Origin of the sequence: Kribbella sp. CA-247076 (assembly GCF_050942445.1) — a bacterium.
Lineage (GTDB): Bacteria > Actinomycetota > Actinomycetes > Propionibacteriales > Kribbellaceae > Kribbella.
In genome coordinates this window covers 6,693,676-6,708,045 of record NZ_CP192051.1, presented here as the reverse complement: position 1 = coordinate 6,708,045, position 14,370 = coordinate 6,693,676, and the positions used below count along the sequence as shown (strand labels likewise).

The following is a 14,370-nucleotide window of genomic DNA, read 5'->3' as shown; positions in this document are numbered from 1 at the left end:
CGTGCCGTTGATCCTCCCGCTCCTGCTGGCGGTCCTGCTGTTCTGCATCGGCGTGTACGGCGTCCTCGCGCGCCGCAACGCGATCACTCTGCTGATGTCCTTCGAGCTGATGCTCAACGCGGTCAACCTCAACCTGGTCGCGTTCGACGCCTGGCGGCTGGACGGGCTCGCGACCGGCCAGACGCTGGCGGTGTTCGTGATCACGCTGGCCGCGGCCGAGATCGGGCTCGGTCTCGCGATCGTGCTGCTGCTGTTCCGCGGCCACGGTCACGTCGACGCGGACGCGGCCCGCGACCTCGTCGAGCAGGACGCCACCGAGCAGGACGTCACCGAGCAGGACGTCACCGAGCAGGACGTCACCGAGCAGGACGTCACCGAGCAGGACGCCATCAAGCAGCAGAAGGGTGCGGCCACGTGATCGCGACCGTCTGGCGCGTGACCGGCGTCGGCTTCTCCCTGCTCGTGGTGCTGCTCGCCGGTCTGCTGGCGGGCGCCGAGCCCGACCAGGGGTCGTTCCTGAACTCGTCGATCGACGGTCTCACCCTCGGCTTCGCCGTACGCACCGACGACCTGACCGTGCTGCTGCTCGCGGTGGTCGGGGTGATCGCGACCTGCGTCCAGGTGTACTCCCTCGGCTACCTGCACGAGCGACCGGCGTCGTACCACGCTCTGGTCACGCTGTTCACCGCGGCGATGGTGACGGTCGTGGTCGCGGACAGCCTGTTCCTGCTGCTGATCGGGTGGGAGGTGATGGGCGCGTGCTCGTACCTGCTGATCGGTCACTACTGGGAGCGCCGCGACGCCCGCTCCGGCGCGGTCAAGGCGTTCCTGATGACCCGGCTCGGCGATGTCGGCTTCCTCTTCGGCATCTTCGTCCTCGGCGTCGGTGCCGGCACGTTCCGGATCTCGGAGCTCGACCCTGGCCAGATGTCCTCGGGTGTCCTGACCACCGGCACGCTGCTGCTCCTGGTCGGCGTGGTCGGCAAGTCGGCGCAGGTGCCGTTGCAGACCTGGCTGCCGGACGCCATGCCGGGCCCGAGCCCGGTCAGCGCGCTGATCCACGCGGCGACGATGGTTGCCGCGGGCGTCTTCCTGATCGCCCGGCTGTACGACGTCTTCGCCGCCTCCTCGACCACGTTGACCGTGCTCGCGATCGTCGCCTCGGTGACGATGCTGTTCGCCGCGCTGTGCGCGATGGCCGCGGTCGAGGTGAAGCGGGTGCTCGCCTGGTCGACCGTGAGCCAGTTGGCGATCATGTTCGCCGGCCTCTCGCTGGGGACGGACGACGGCCGGCACGCCGCGCTCTTCCACCTGGTCACGCACGCCGCGTTCAAGGGCCTGCTGTTCCTCTGCGCCGGCGTCCTGCTCCACCAGGTCGGCAGCGCGGCCTTCGTCGTACTGCGTCGCTACACGCGCCGCGGGCGGTTGCGGAAGGCGTTGCCGGTCACGTTCGCGACCATGACGGTCGGTCTGGCCGCGCTGGCCGGCGTACCAGGGTTCGCCGGGTTCTTCTCCAAGGACACTGTGGTCGAGGCAGCGTGGGAGCACGCGCGGGACGGGTCGGCCGTCGGCTGGGTCGTGCTGGTCTCGGTGTGCCTGACGGCGGCGTTGACGGCGTTCTACTGCGTGCGGCTGTGGCTGTGGGTGTTCTTCCGGACGCCCGCGCTCGCCGGTGCGGTCGGGGCCTTCGAGGACGACGACGCGATGGCCGACATCGACGAGCCCGACACGTCCAAGCTGCGCGACGCGCCGTGGGTGATGCTGTCCCCGCTGGTCCTGCTCGCTCTCGCCTCGATCGTCCTCGGGTACGTCGACGGCGTGCACCTCAACTGGATCGTCGCGCTGGTGACCACTGTGCTCGTGCTGCTCGGTGCGCTTCCGGCGTACTCGTTGTGGTCGCGTGGCGCGGACCCACGGCCGGTCGTGCTGGAGCGTGAGTTCGGCGTCGACCCGTTGTACCACCGGCTGTTCGCCGTACCGGTGCGCTGGCTTGCCCGACTGACGGTCGCGGGCGACCAGGACGTGATCGGAGCCTACGTACGGGCGACCGGACGCACCGGGACCCTGGTCTCACAGGGCTTCCGGCGACTGCAGACCGGGAACGTGCAGACGTACCTGACCGCGGCCGTGGTGGGCGTGGTCGCGTTGGCGGTGCTGGCTGGGGTGATCGGGTCGTGAACGCGATCTTGCTGGGGATCCTCGCGTTGCCCTTGCTGGCGGCCCTCGCGTTGTGGGCGGTGCCGGCGGCGGTCGGCGATCGGCTGGCGGCGCTCTACGGCTCGGTGATCTCCGGGCTCGTGCTGGTCGGGTCGGTGCTGCTCTGGCCGACCGGTGGCTGGTTCGCGTACTCGGACCTGCTCGACGAGGTCCTCGGCGAGGGCGTCCGGCCGCTGCAGGCGGTGACGAACGTGCCGTGGATCCCCGCGCTCGGCGTGCGGTTCCACGTCGGGGTGGACTCGATCTCGATGCCGCTGATCGTGCTGACGGCGCTGCTGGTGTTCCTCTGCTGCCTGTACTCGTTGCGGATCACCCCGCGGATCGGCCGGACCCGGTCGCTGATCGCGTTGCTGCTGGTCATCGAGGCCGGCGTGATCGGCACGTTCTCGGCGATGGACCTGGTGCTGTTCTTCCTCTGCTTCGAGCTCGTGCTGATCCCGATGTGGCTGGTCATCGACATCTGGGGCGACGACCACGACCCGGCCGGGCGCAAGCGGGCCGCGAACACATTCGTGCTGATGACAGTGCTCGGGTCGGCGCTGATGCTGCTCGGGTTCCTGCTCGTCTACCGGCAGGCGGGGACGTTCGACATCGTGCAGTTGACGAACACGCCGGTGCTCGGTGGACACGGCATCCCACTGGCCGCGGCGGTCCTGATCGCGGTCGGTCTCGCGGTCAAGGTGCCGCTGTGGCCGCTGCACATCTGGTTGCCGGACGCGCACGCGAAGGCGCCGACGGTCGGGTCGGTCCTGCTCGCGGGCGTGCTGCTGAAGCTGGGTACGTACGGCATGATCCGGATCCTGGTCCCGGTGCTTCCGGACGCGACCGTGACGATCGCGCCGTACCTGGCCGGGTTCTCCACCGTGGCGATCGTCGCCGGGTCGCTCGCGTGTCTGGCGCAGACCGACGTGAAGCGGCTGATCGCGTACTCGAGCGTCGGCCACATGGGCTTCATCGGGCTGGGCATCGCCACGCTGTCGCCGGCCGGACTGCGCGGCGCGCTGTTCGCGAACATCGCGCACGGGATCATCACCGGCCTGCTGTTCTTCCTGGCCGGCGCGATCAAGGACCGGCACGACACCAGCGACCTGCGGGCGATCGGGCGGGCGCTGTACGCGCGGTTGCCGCGGATCGGGGCGCTGCTGACGTTCGCCTGCCTCGCGTCGCTCGGGCTGCCGGGGCTGGCCGGGTTCTGGGGCGAGATGCTGGTCCTGCTCGGTGCGTACGACCCCAACGATTTGTTGCCCCGGACCACCTACCTGGTGCTGATGGTGATCGCCGGCCTCGGGACCGTGCTGACCGCGGCGTACTTCCTCCGCCTGGTCCGCAACCTCTGCCAGGGTGACCCCGCCGAGCACCCCGCCTCCGCCTTCGCGGTCGACCTGAGCCGGATCGAATTGATCACCTGGACCCCGCTTATCGTCCTGACCGTCCTCCTCGGCGTCTGGCCCGGCCTCCTCCTCCACCAGTGGAGCAGCCTGTGACGCTCTCATGGACTGACTGGCAGGCCGTGGCTGTGCCGCTCGCGTTGGCGATCGGGGCGGTCGCCGTACTGCTGATCGACGGCTTCTGGCGGAGTGCCTCGGCGCAGCTCCGGCACACGGTGATCACGCTGCTGACCGGCGCGGTGATCCTGTTCGGGCTGGTGTTCGTGTGGGCGCAGCGGGACGACTTCAAGCCGGCGTTCTGCCGGCAGGCGGTCGAGGGGCCGGCCGAGTGCAGCCTGGTGTTCGAGCCGATGACGGCCGGGCTGTGGGCGGTGCTCCTGATCGGCGGGCTCGGGGTCGTCGGCCTCTCGGCGTACCGGCTGCTGGCGTCGGACATCCCGATCGGCGAGTACCACTTCCTGCTGCTCAGCGCCCTCGTCGGCGCCACCGTGCTCGCCGGCGCGCGGGATCTCGCCACGGTGGTGATCGGCCTGGAGGTCGTGTCACTGCCCAGCTTCGCGCTGGTCGCCCTGCGCCGCGACCGCCGCGGCTCCGAGGGTGCGCTGAAGGCGTTCCTGGTGTCGGTGCTGTCGACCGCGGTGATGCTGTTCGGCATCTCCTACCTGTACGGCGTCACCGGCTCGCTCTACCTGACCACGATCGCGAACCGGCTCAACGGGCTCGACCCGGACCTCGAGCGGGTCGCGTTCGCGGCGGGGTTGTTCGTGATCGTCGGCTTCGCCTTCAAGATCGCCGCCGTACCCTTCCACGCCTGGCTGCCGGACACGTACGTCGGTGCGCCGGTCGAGGTGACCACCTTCCTCGCCGTCGTGTCGAAGTCGGCCGGCGTCGCCGGTCTGCTCGTCCTCGTGACGTCCGGGATCGCCCCGAACGGATCCGACCTGCGGACGGTGGTCGCCGTACTCGCCGCCGTGACGATGACGGTCGGCAACCTGGCCGCACTGCGTCAGGTGGAAGCCGTCCGGCTGCTCGCATGGTCGTCCATCGGTCAGGTCGGCTTCCTGCTCGCGCCCCTGGCGGTCGGTGACGCCCAGGCCGTGGTCGGGTACCTGGCGGCGTACGTCGTGGTCACGCTGGGCGCGTTCGGGTCGGTCGCCGTTGTGCAAAGGCACCGGCCGGGCGGACTGCTGTCGGACTATCGCGGCATGGTGCGTTCCGAGCCGGGGCTCGCGGTCGCGCTGATCTTCTTCCTGGTCGTGCTTGCCGGCCTGCCGCCGGGGCTCGCCGGGCTGTTCACCAAGTTCGCCGCGTTCCAGGCGGTCATCGACGCGCATCTCGGCTGGCTGGCGATCGTGATGGCGATCAACGTGATGATCGGTCTGGCGGTCTACCTCCGCTGGGTCGCCGAACTGTTCCGGCTGCCGGCCGACGACCCGTTCTCGGTCGACATCGAGTCCCCGGCGGTCGCCATGATCTCGCTGTGCGCCGCGACCGCCGCCGTACTCTCGGTCCTCCCCAGCACGCTCTTCGCGCTCGCCACCTGACACCTTCAGGACAAGCGCGCCCGGGTCGGCCTCTCGCTGCCTAGGCTGCTGCGGGTGATCGCACGCGGAGTTCTCGTAGCGCTGGCAGTGGTTGCGCTGACCGCTTGTTCGTCCGACGACGGGGGGACGGCTGGGGGTGCTGGGACCGTCGGGACCGCCGGCGGTGAGGCTGCGGCGACGACGCCGTTCCCGGCCGCAGCGGACGGGCAGAACTATGCGGCCTGCGCGGACGGCAATTGTGAGGTCCTGGTACGCGAGTCGGCCACGCTCACCGTCGAGGGTCTTCCGATCGCGGTCACGGTGGTGGACGGCAAGGTGCGGCTCACCGGCAAGCACGCGAACGGCTCGGCGTTCGACGTCAGTGCCAGCGGCAACGGTGTCGCCGGCTGGGGATCAGGCGACCGATCCCACACCCTCGCCCTCAAGGCCGCCGACGGCTCGACCGCCATCCTCATTCTCCGGACCAGCCGCTAGGAAGTCCTCGTACTGCGCCCACACGCGCCGCCAGAGCCGGTCCCGGTCGGCGCGGCTGAAGTGCGGGAGCGGGAGATGGAACACGTCCGCCAGGACGGCGAAATAGTCGGCCGGGTTCTCGAGCGTCGAGGTGTCGATCCGGTCGGCGAAGATCTCGCTCAAACCGACAGACCGCAGTACGACGACCGACGCCGGCTTCCGGCGGAACGCGGACGCGAGCCGGCGGAACGGCGACTCCGGGTCGGTCGAGAGGGTCGCGTGCTGAGCGGCGAAGGCGTCCAGGCCGACCGCGGCGGACTCGAAGTCCATGCCGATCAGGTTCGCCCGCGGGTCGTGGTCCAGCCGCCAGCCGTCGGTCTTCTCGGACGGCCGCAACCCCAGCGCGAACGGCTCCTGGTACGTGCTGCCCACCTCCAGCGGCATCGGGCGCGTCAACGCCTCACCCAGGCCGGCGTCGACCAGCCAGACGCGCTCGGGATCCTCGACCAGCCCGCTGACCGTCAGCACCATATGACTGGCATCGACGTCGCCCGGCCGGTTCGCCGTCTGCGCGCCGCCGCGGTGCATCCGCACTCGGTAGCCGAGCTCGGTCAGCAGGAGCGCGAACGTCCCGTTCAGCTGGAAGCAGTAGCCGCCGGTCTCTCGTGCGACGATCCGCCGCGCGGTTCTGTCGGGGTCGAGTGGGTCACCCGGCGTCAGCTGGAACTGCACGGACTCGTACGGCACCTGGTCGACGTACGCCTCGTGCAGCCGCGACAACGCCTCCAGCCGGGGCGGGCCGTCGTACTCGCTGATTCCGATCCTTCGCAGGAACGCCTGAGTGTCCACGCGCCCTAGGCTAGGCGGGATGATCGACGTACTCGACGTACCTCAGTCGCTGCAGGCCGCGCCCCAGCTTGCGGCCGTCTACCTGTCCGCCTTCGGCGCGCCGGGGTACGACGAGGAGCCCGCGCGGGCCGAGCGGTTCGGGAACGAGCAGCTGCCGCTGCACTCCCAGCGGGACGGGTTCAAGCTGGTCGTGGCCCGGTCGGGCGGCCGGGTCGTCGGGTTCGCGTACGGGTACACCGGGCAGCGCGGGCAGTGGTGGTCGGACCGGTTGGCCGAGACTGCGCCGGCGGAGATCGTGGACGAGTGGGTCGGCGGGCACTTCGAGTTCGTCGAGCTGGCGGTCGCGGTGGAGACGCAGGGCCGTGGGGTCGGGAGCGCGCTGCACGACGCGCTGATGGCCGACCTTCCCCACGAGCGGGCGCTGCTGTCGACGTACGTCGACGACCGGCCGGCGCCGCGGCTGTACCGGCGGAAGGGCTGGCAGGTGCTCGTGCCGGAGCTGGGCTCGGGGTCGGCGCTCTACGGGTTGCGGCTGCGTTAACTGGGGACTTGGACATGGACACGGCATGCCGTCGCCGCCGTGACCTGGCAGGGTAGGGCCATGACTTCTGAGCGGATCTATGTCGGGAGCTACACGAGTCAGCCGGGCGGCGGCGAGGGCGTCGGGTTCGGGCCGCTGGCGGAGCTCGGGCTGGTCGCGACGACCGCCGACCCGTCCTTCCTGGTCAGGTCCGCGGACGGGCGGTTCCTCTACGTCACCAACGAGACCGAGAACGGCAGCGTCAGCGCGTTCGCGATCCAGCCGGACGGCGGGCTGCAGCCGCTGAACACGCAGCCGACCGGCGGCGACCACCCGTGCCACCTCGACATCGACCCGTCCGGCCGGTTCCTGCTGTCGGCGAACTACACGTCCGGGTCGGTCGCGATCCACCCGATCTCGGCGGACGGCTCGCTCGGCGAAGCCACCCAGGTGCTGCAGCGCGAGGGCACCGGGCCGAACCAGGAGCGCCAGGAGGGCCCGCACGCGCACCAGATCGCGTTCGACCCGTCCGGCACGTACACGCTCGACGTCGACCTCGGCTCGGACTCGGTCTACGTGAACACGCTGACCGAGGACGGCCGGCTCGAGGAGGTCGACCGGCTGCACATCCACCCGGGCGCCGGTCCACGGCACCTGGTGTTCCACCCGAGCGCGGGCGCGGCGTACGTGATCAACGAACTCGACTCCACGCTGACCGTGTGCAGCTACGCCGACGGGAAGCTGCAGATCGTCCAGACCGCGTCCACCCGGCCGGCCGACTCCCCGGGCGAGAACTTCCCGGCCGAGCTGCTGATCTCCGCCGACGGCCGCTTCCTCTACGGCTCGAACCGCGGCGACAACACGGTCGCCGTCTTCGCCATCGCCGCCGACGGCCTGTCGGTCGAGCTCGTACAGACGATCGCCTCCGGCGGCGACTGGCCCCGGCACCTTGCCTTCAGCAACGACGGCACCACGCTGTACGCCGCCAACGAACGCTCCTCCACCATCGCCACCTTCACCCGCACCCCCACCACCGGCACCCTCACCCCTGAGGGCGACCCGGTCACCTGGCCGAAGCCCGTCTGCATCCTGCCGGTCTAGGACTTGGCTGCTAGGTAGAGGCGGAGGGTGGTGTCGTAGTCGACGATTTCGGCTGAGGTGGCGGTGAGGTCGTCGGCGGTTACGGGCTGGTGGCTGCCGACGATGAGGAGGCGGCGGGGTTCGCTGACCTCGACGCCGTACTTCGTCTGTACGAAGGCGCGGTTCTCGGCGTCGTCGAAGTACCCGGCGTACGTCGCGAGTTGTGCCGCGCTCTCGCGGACCGTGGCCGAGCGGCGGTGCTTCTTGCCGGGCTCGCGGAGCGGGAGGGCGAGGTCGCCGACGATGTGCGTGCCGTCGGCGCGCTCCAGGATGAAGTCCGGGGTGATGGTGCCGTCCGGGCCCTCGAGTGACGGCCGCGGGATGAGGCGGGTGGCGTCGTACGCCGCGAGCAGGATGTTCTCGTGCTCGGCGAGGAAGGTCTCCGGGGTGGAGTTCTGCAGGCCGTGCGCGAGGTACGTGCTGGTGAAGGCCTCGCTCTTCAGGCCCTCGTCGCCGCGCGGCGCGCTGACCGTGCCGACCGGGTCGAGGTGTGGGGCCGCGTTCGCGAAGTTCCGCAGGAAGTCCAGGTACTTGCCGGCCGGCTCGGACCGGTGGATCGCGAGCGCGAAGAACGTCCAGTGCAGCCGGACGGACCGGCCCGCGGAGTGCGCGAGCAGGACCCGGTCGAAGGTGGAGTAGTTGCCGGGCGTGAACCGGAGCAGCTGGTCGCCGGGGCCGACGTGCTCGGTGCCGAGGATCTTCTCGATCCCGGGGAACCAGTCGACCAGGTCGCGGCGGGCGGTCTCGGTGGCGACGGTCGCGTCCTTGACGATGTTCTCGCCGGGCAGCGAGAGGACCGGGGAGCCGTCGCCGAGGCCGAAGTACTCTTCGATGCTGGTCGACTTCTGCCGCCGTACCTCGAGGGAACGGTACTCACGGCTCACACCGACCAGCTCGACGATGTTCCAGTCCGGGGTCTCGGTGAGCACCATCATCCGGGGGTAGAGGAGCTGGCCCGGCAGTTCGCCGGCGTGGCTGCCCGGCAGGTGGTCACTCACACTCTTGAGGTGATCGCCCCAGAACTGAGTGTTCACCTTCACGAACTCGGTCGGTTTCAACGCCCGCTCCTCTCGAACTGTCGGTCCTCAGAGGAAACCACGGCCCGGCCCACCGCTATTCCGGTGGGCCGGGCGCAGAGCTGTCGATTGTCGACAAACCTGATGTCGACGCGCTCGGGTGTGGACGGACCAGGTGTCGACAGGCCAGGTCCCGACGGGCTCAGGTGTCGACAGACCAGTTGTCGACGGGCTCAGTTGTCGACGAGTTGGGTCATCATGCCGGGCTGGTACGAGCCGCCCGGGTTGCGGACGATCACCTGCATCCGGTTCGCCGCGTTGATCAGGCCGACCAGGATCACCAGAGCGGCGATCTGGTCGTCGTCGTAGTGCTCGCGCACCCTGGCCCAGGTCTCGTCGGACACGCCGTGGTGGGCGTCCGCGAGCCGGGTGCCCTCCTCGGCCAGGGCCAGCGCGGCCCGCTCGGCCTCGGTGAACACCGTGGACTCGCGCCAGCCGGCGACCAGGTGCAGGCGGACCGACGTCTCCCCGGCGGCCGCGGCCTCCTTGGTGTGCATGTCGATGCAGGCGCCGCAGCCGTTGATCTGGCTGGCGCGCAGGCTGACGAGCTCCTGCGTCGACTTCGGCAGGGCCGACTGCTCGAGCAGCTGGTGCAGACCGGCCATCCGCTTGCCGAGCCGCAGCGCGAACGCGTTCTCCATCAGGTTGAATCGCATAGCGTCGTCCTCATCTCGTGGCATCCGTACGACCACGAGATGTCGGCCGCTCCGGCGCTGTGACTGTGACGTGCGCCACCTCGACCGGATGTCACACAGCCGGGGTTGCCGGCGTCCCGTGCATGAGACAGTGAGACGGGAGCTTGGATGAACCAGCGTATGGACACCGCGACGGAGGCCTTCGTCGCGCACCGCAACCTGCTGTTCACCGTCGCCTACGAGCTGCTCGGCTCGGCGGCCGACGCGGAGGACGTCCTGCAGGAGACCTGGCTGCGGTGGGTGGACGTCGACCTCGACGAAGTCCGGAACCACCGCGCGTACCTGGTCCAGATCACCACCCGGCAGGCGCTCACCCGGCTGCGCACCCTCGGCCGCCGGCGCGAGTCGTACGTCGGCCCGTGGCTGCCCGAGCCGCTCCTGACCGCCCCCGACGTGGCCGAGGACGTCGAGCTGGCCGAGAGCGTCTCGATGGCGATGCTGCTCGTCCTCGAGACCCTGACCCCGACCGAACGGGCCGTCTTCGTCCTCCGCGAGGTCTTCGCCCTCGAGTACGACGAGATCGCCGAGGCGGTCGACAAGTCGCCGGCCGCCGTACGGCAGATCGCCCACCGGGCCCGGAACCACGTCGCCGCCCGCCGTCCTCGCGGACTGGTATCGGCGGCCGAGTCGCGGGGTGCGGTCCAGGCGTTCCAGCACGCCATCGAGACCGGCGACCTGCAGGGTCTGCTCGATCTGCTCGCGCCGGACGTCGTACTCATGGGCGACGGCGGCGGCGTACGCCAGGCCGTCCCGCGTCCGATCGTGGGCGCCGACAAGGTCGCGCGCTTGCTCGAGGCCGGCCTGCCGAAGCTTCCCGGCGACGTCACGGTCGAGCCCGTCCAGATCAACGGCAGCCCGGCTCTCATCATCCGCATCGGCGACGAGATCGACGACGTCGTCGCCATGCGCATCGAGGACGGCCTCATCACCGGCCTGTACGTCGTCCGCAACCCGGAGAAACTCTCCCGCGTCGAGCTCGAAACCCCGGTCACGCGCTGACAGCCCTCTCGGCATCGAGGGGGCTGCCGGCGCCTTCACGCGGTGAACGACTCGGGTCCGAACCGGCCCCAGGCGACGAACGCGGCCAGGACGAGATAGCCGGCGTCCACGGCCATGAGCTTGTACTCACGCCGCCGTCCCCGGGTGATCAGGGCGCCGACCATGATCAGCGCCAGTCCTACCGCGGCCACCGGCACCAGCCCCGGCGCGATGTCGAGGACGGCCGGCAGGATCAACCCGATCGCGCCCAGCACCTCCAGCACGCCGATCGCCTTCACCGCGGCCGGGCTGAAGTCCTCGGTCCAGTGCGCACTCGGCCCGAACGCGTAGATCTTCTCCTTCGGGACGAGGACCTTCCCGCTGCCGCCGGCGAAGTACGCAACCGCCAGCACCCCGGCCACAACCCACAACACAACATCCACAACAGCTCTCCACCTTCATCGGTATCTCCCCCACGAGACGCCGACCACGCCAGAGCTGTGACATCTCACTAGGCTGAGGCGGTGGCTGACGAAGAAATGGGAGACCGCGTCGCTGGAGGACCCGACGCAGGCACGCCGTACCGGCCGGTGCCGGTGATCGATGCGGTGGCGATCGACTGTGCCGACGCGGGCCGGCTCAGTGGGTTCTGGCAGGCGCTGCTGGGCGGCGAGCTCCGCAGCCCCGAGCCCGGCGTCACCCAACTCCACGGCGGCCGGGTCCGCCTCGACTTCATTCAGGTCCCTGAGACCAAGCAGTCAAAGAAGAACCGCCTGCACCTGGACCTCTACGTCCCGCCGTCGGCCAAGGAGGAGGCAATCGCCCGCGCCCTCGACCTGGGCGCCACCCCCGCCCCCGACATCTACGACGGCCCCCTCTGGGAAACCCTCAGAGACCCCGAAGGCAACGAATTCTGCCTGGTCTGGGGCGCCCCCGAATAACGTCGGCGGCGGGTCGTGCCCGCAGTTTCCGTCTGTAGGCTGACGGATGTGAGCCTCGACATTCCTGACCAGGTCCGCCAGAAGGTGGTGGCCGACGGAAACCAATCCTGGCTGGACGAACTGCCGGGTATGGTCGACTCGCTGGCACAGGAGTGGTCTCTTAGGATCGGGTCGAGCTTCGCGGGCGGTCACGCCGCCCTGGCCGTCGCGGTGACGACGGTTGACGGCACTCCGGCAGTCCTCAAAATCGGTGTGCCAGGCCACGACGTCGGTCCGGAGGCCACGGTGTTGCGCCTGGCGAACGGAGGTGCATGCGCCAAGCTGTTGCGCGCGGACTTGGGTCGGCAAGCGCTTCTGCTGGAGCGCCTCGGGGCCCCCATGTTCGACATCGTGGCCGACCGTGCGAGCCGTCACGACTTGCTGTGCGAAGTCGCGGTTCGCCTGTGGCGTCCGGTCGGTCCTGACATCGACCTTCCAACCGGCGCGACGCTGGCTGCGCAGTACGCCGATCGGCTGCCAGAACTCTGGGAGCAGGCCGGGCGACCGTGTTCGCCGGCCACCCTGGCGGACGCGCTGAGCTGCATGCATCGTCGTCGCGTCGCCCACGACGATCGGACCGCGGTCCTGGTCCACGGTGACATCCACGAGATGAACGCCCTGCAGGCGAGTGACGGCAGCTACAAGCTCATCGATCCGGCCGGGTTGCGGGCCGAACCGGCCTGCGATCTCGGCACCATCGTGCGTTGCACCCCGGACCTCGGCGACGATCTCAGGGCGCGCACCGTGCGACTGGCTTCGCGCACGGGCGTGGATGCCACCGCCATCTGGGAATGGGGAACCATCCACCGGGTCTTCAGCGGCGTCTACGCCACCAGCATCAACTTCCAGCCCTTCGGCCATCAGCTCCTGACCGAAGCAGACCGCCTCACGGCGTAGTCACCCGACCGCCACCACGCTGTCGAACGGTCAAACACCACCCCCAACAGCAAGAGAGCCTCTGAGCTGCGTTTTCGCAGGTCAGAGGCTCTATCGTGCTGGTGGCGGGTGCAGGGTTCGAACCTGCGTAGGCATACGCCGACAGATTTACAGAGGGGTGATGCCCCCACTCTGACCTGCGTCGGAGCGCACCTAGGGCGCGCCTTCCGCAGCAGTTCCGCACACAACGCTCGGGACGTGCAGCACCTGCTGGGCATCCTGGCCCCAGTACTGCAAGCGTGGCGAGTCCGGTTGTGACCGCCGAGCGCACTAGCATCGCGTCGCATGGAACTGGCAACGATCCTGTCGATCGTGGCGATAGTGGTCAGCGCCCTGAGCGCAATTTTCACCTACATCCAGGCCAGCGCGACTCGCGCACAAGCCACCGCAGCTCGAGATCAGCTCCGCATCATCGAGGAGCAATGGCACGACATGCAGCGGCCGAAGATCCGGGCCTGGCATCATCTGGTCGAAGACGGTAGTGACGCGATCACCTTCATTAACGACGGCCCCAGCGACGTAGTGAGAGGCGTTCTTGAGATCGGCACCGTAGGACATCAACTTGTAGACAGCATTGCTGGCACTAGGCGGATCGATCGCTTCGCATGGCCTGTCGGGTCAGGCGAAAGCTACGCCATCCGAAGGTCGCGCCCGGACGCCGGCACCGCGACCTTCCGCCTAACGACACCTGGACCGAGCGGTCGTGATTGGTCCGTTGCCATCCAGTGCGAACTTCCCGCTACGCAAGGCAATCGCGCCTCGTAATTCGCTGGCTGACGGTGGCCTCTAGTCGCCAGCCGTGTGGGCATCCGTGGTGGTGGATACGCGATAGGCGACGAAGCGCTCCACGATCTTTCTCGCCAACAGCAAGGCATCCAGGCGTTGCTGCTCGGTCGCGAACGGTTCGGCGCCGTGACGACGGGAAGTCGCCATATCCTCCAACGGCCTGATCTCGTCACGACTGATGTCCAGTTGAGTCCGCAACGCTTGCCACGATCGCTTGCGAGCAGAGTCGTCGTCTGGTTCACCATCCAAAAACCAGTGCCGAATGCTTTCGATAGCTCGAAAGCACAGCATCACGGTCTCACCTGGAGAGTCGAGTGCCGACCGCAGATCCGCGAGTGCGAGCCGCACGGACGACTCCGATATGGCCATATTCGTAAATGGCTGAAGTCTCACACCCTCAACGCGCGCCCGATCCGACCCTTCGGGCAACAATTGCTCCCACTGTAGGTCACGGTGATGCAATTCGACACCGTCCACAATCATGGACAGGATCTCACCACGAAGAGGTGCCGCCATGAAGAATCCCAGTGAATCAAGCGATCCTTGTATCATCGAGTGGATCTGGTTTAGAAACGTAGCAAAATCCTCGGGCCGATCACCCTCAATGAACATGTTGAAGACGCCGTGGCGGATGAACAATTCACAGGTGGCGCCAAGGAACTTGAACTTAACGGAGTCCTCAAGCGTCCATCCGAGCCGGGTCGGATGGACACCACCTGTCACTGCCGCCAACATCTGCCTAGGCTGCGACGAATTGACTTCCGCTACATCAAAGCCGTCGGGGCGATTTTCAGAATCGGCGCTCACT

General features: G+C 68.7%; 16 protein-coding genes. 11 read left to right on the top strand and 5 right to left on the bottom strand.

Annotated features, from left to right (window positions below):
* The first annotated feature begins 1 nt into the window (after position 1).
* From nuoK to ACQPYZ_RS31935, 5 genes are read left to right on the top strand one after another with little or no spacing between them, the layout of a single operon-like run.
* Complete coding sequence (gene nuoK, locus ACQPYZ_RS31955) at positions 2–418, top strand: NADH-quinone oxidoreductase subunit NuoK (protein ID WP_433162629.1); 417 nt, start codon at positions 2–4, stop codon at positions 416–418.
* Complete coding sequence (locus ACQPYZ_RS31950; RefSeq protein WP_433162627.1) at positions 415–2,178, top strand: NADH-quinone oxidoreductase subunit 5 family protein; 1,764 nt, start codon at positions 415–417, stop codon at positions 2,176–2,178. The genes nuoK and ACQPYZ_RS31950 overlap by 4 nt, the downstream gene beginning before the upstream one ends.
* Positions 2,175–3,701, top strand: coding sequence for a complex I subunit 4 family protein (locus tag ACQPYZ_RS31945; RefSeq protein ID WP_433162625.1), 1,527 nt, complete (start codon positions 2,175–2,177; stop codon positions 3,699–3,701). The genes ACQPYZ_RS31950 and ACQPYZ_RS31945 overlap by 4 nt, the downstream gene beginning before the upstream one ends.
* The gene (locus ACQPYZ_RS31940; protein WP_433162623.1) at positions 3,698–5,149 is read left to right on the top strand and encodes an NADH-quinone oxidoreductase subunit N; all 1,452 of its coding nucleotides are present in this window, start codon (positions 3,698–3,700) and stop codon (positions 5,147–5,149) included. Before ACQPYZ_RS31945 ends, ACQPYZ_RS31940 begins: the two co-directional genes overlap by 4 nt.
* A 54-nt stretch (positions 5,150–5,203) precedes the next feature.
* Positions 5,204–5,623 (top strand): hypothetical protein, encoded by a 420-nt coding sequence (locus tag ACQPYZ_RS31935; RefSeq protein ID WP_433162621.1) that lies wholly within the window; start codon positions 5,204–5,206, stop codon positions 5,621–5,623.
* On the opposite strand, the gene ACQPYZ_RS31930 is transcribed toward ACQPYZ_RS31935, so the two are convergent.
* The gene (locus tag ACQPYZ_RS31930; RefSeq protein WP_433162619.1) at positions 5,543–6,451 is read right to left on the bottom strand and encodes an arylamine N-acetyltransferase family protein; all 909 of its coding nucleotides are present in this window, start codon (positions 6,449–6,451) and stop codon (positions 5,543–5,545) included. The genes ACQPYZ_RS31935 and ACQPYZ_RS31930 overlap by 81 nt on opposite strands.
* 19 nt (positions 6,452–6,470) lie before the next feature.
* Between ACQPYZ_RS31930 and ACQPYZ_RS31925 the strand changes: the two genes are divergently transcribed.
* Both ACQPYZ_RS31925 and ACQPYZ_RS31920 read left to right on the top strand, forming a co-directional pair.
* Positions 6,471–6,992, top strand: coding sequence for an N-acetyltransferase family protein (locus ACQPYZ_RS31925; RefSeq protein ID WP_433162617.1), 522 nt, complete (start codon positions 6,471–6,473; stop codon positions 6,990–6,992).
* A 60-nt stretch (positions 6,993–7,052) separates the two neighbouring features.
* Positions 7,053–8,072, top strand: coding sequence for a lactonase family protein (locus tag ACQPYZ_RS31920; RefSeq protein WP_433162615.1), 1,020 nt, complete (start codon positions 7,053–7,055; stop codon positions 8,070–8,072).
* On the opposite strand, the gene ACQPYZ_RS31915 is transcribed toward ACQPYZ_RS31920, so the two are convergent.
* Positions 8,069–9,169, bottom strand: coding sequence for a hypothetical protein (locus ACQPYZ_RS31915; RefSeq protein WP_433162613.1), 1,101 nt, complete (start codon positions 9,167–9,169; stop codon positions 8,069–8,071). The genes ACQPYZ_RS31920 and ACQPYZ_RS31915 overlap by 4 nt on opposite strands.
* Positions 9,170–9,360: 191 nt before the next feature.
* The gene (locus tag ACQPYZ_RS31910) at positions 9,361–9,843 is read right to left on the bottom strand and encodes a carboxymuconolactone decarboxylase family protein (RefSeq protein ID WP_433162611.1); all 483 of its coding nucleotides are present in this window, start codon (positions 9,841–9,843) and stop codon (positions 9,361–9,363) included.
* A gap of 147 nt (positions 9,844–9,990) precedes the next feature.
* On the opposite strand from ACQPYZ_RS31910, the gene ACQPYZ_RS31905 reads away from it, so the two are divergent.
* The gene (locus tag ACQPYZ_RS31905) at positions 9,991–10,881 is read left to right on the top strand and encodes an RNA polymerase sigma-70 factor (protein WP_433162609.1); all 891 of its coding nucleotides are present in this window, start codon (positions 9,991–9,993) and stop codon (positions 10,879–10,881) included.
* 35 nt (positions 10,882–10,916) lie between these two features.
* Here the strand turns inward: ACQPYZ_RS31905 and ACQPYZ_RS31900 are convergent, their stop codons facing one another.
* Entirely contained in the window at positions 10,917–11,303 is a 387-nt protein-coding gene (locus ACQPYZ_RS31900) for a DoxX family protein (protein WP_433162607.1), read from the bottom strand.
* An 81-nt stretch (positions 11,304–11,384) separates the two neighbouring features.
* Here ACQPYZ_RS31900 and ACQPYZ_RS31895 point away from each other — a divergent pair, with 81 nt between their 5' ends.
* From ACQPYZ_RS31895 to ACQPYZ_RS31885, 3 genes are all read left to right on the top strand, one after another.
* Positions 11,385–11,801, top strand: coding sequence for a VOC family protein (locus ACQPYZ_RS31895; protein ID WP_433162605.1), 417 nt, complete (start codon positions 11,385–11,387; stop codon positions 11,799–11,801).
* Positions 11,802–11,849: 48 nt separating this feature from the next.
* Complete coding sequence (locus ACQPYZ_RS31890; protein WP_433162603.1) at positions 11,850–12,737, top strand: aminoglycoside phosphotransferase family protein; 888 nt, start codon at positions 11,850–11,852, stop codon at positions 12,735–12,737.
* Between the two features lie 324 nt (positions 12,738–13,061).
* Positions 13,062–13,541 (top strand): hypothetical protein, encoded by a 480-nt coding sequence (locus tag ACQPYZ_RS31885; protein WP_433162601.1) that lies wholly within the window; start codon positions 13,062–13,064, stop codon positions 13,539–13,541.
* Between the two features lie 21 nt (positions 13,542–13,562).
* On the opposite strand, the gene ACQPYZ_RS31880 is transcribed toward ACQPYZ_RS31885, so the two are convergent.
* Positions 13,563–14,369, bottom strand: coding sequence for a hypothetical protein (locus ACQPYZ_RS31880; protein ID WP_433162599.1), 807 nt, complete (start codon positions 14,367–14,369; stop codon positions 13,563–13,565).
* Position 14,370: the final 1 nt, after the last annotated feature.

Excerpts from the sequence above, each read along its gene's own strand:
- ACQPYZ_RS31925 (WP_433162617.1), top strand. The coding sequence starts at position 6,471 with ATGATCGACGTACTCGACGTACCTCAGTCGCTGCAGGCCGCGCCCCAG.
- ACQPYZ_RS31920 (WP_433162615.1), top strand. The coding sequence starts at position 7,053 with ATGACTTCTGAGCGGATCTATGTCGGGAGCTACACGAGTCAGCCGGGC.
- ACQPYZ_RS31910 (WP_433162611.1), bottom strand. The coding sequence starts at position 9,843 with ATGCGATTCAACCTGATGGAGAACGCGTTCGCGCTGCGGCTCGGCAAG.
- ACQPYZ_RS31905 (WP_433162609.1), top strand. The coding sequence starts at position 9,991 with ATGAACCAGCGTATGGACACCGCGACGGAGGCCTTCGTCGCGCACCGC.
- ACQPYZ_RS31885 (WP_433162601.1), top strand. The coding sequence starts at position 13,062 with ATGGAACTGGCAACGATCCTGTCGATCGTGGCGATAGTGGTCAGCGCC.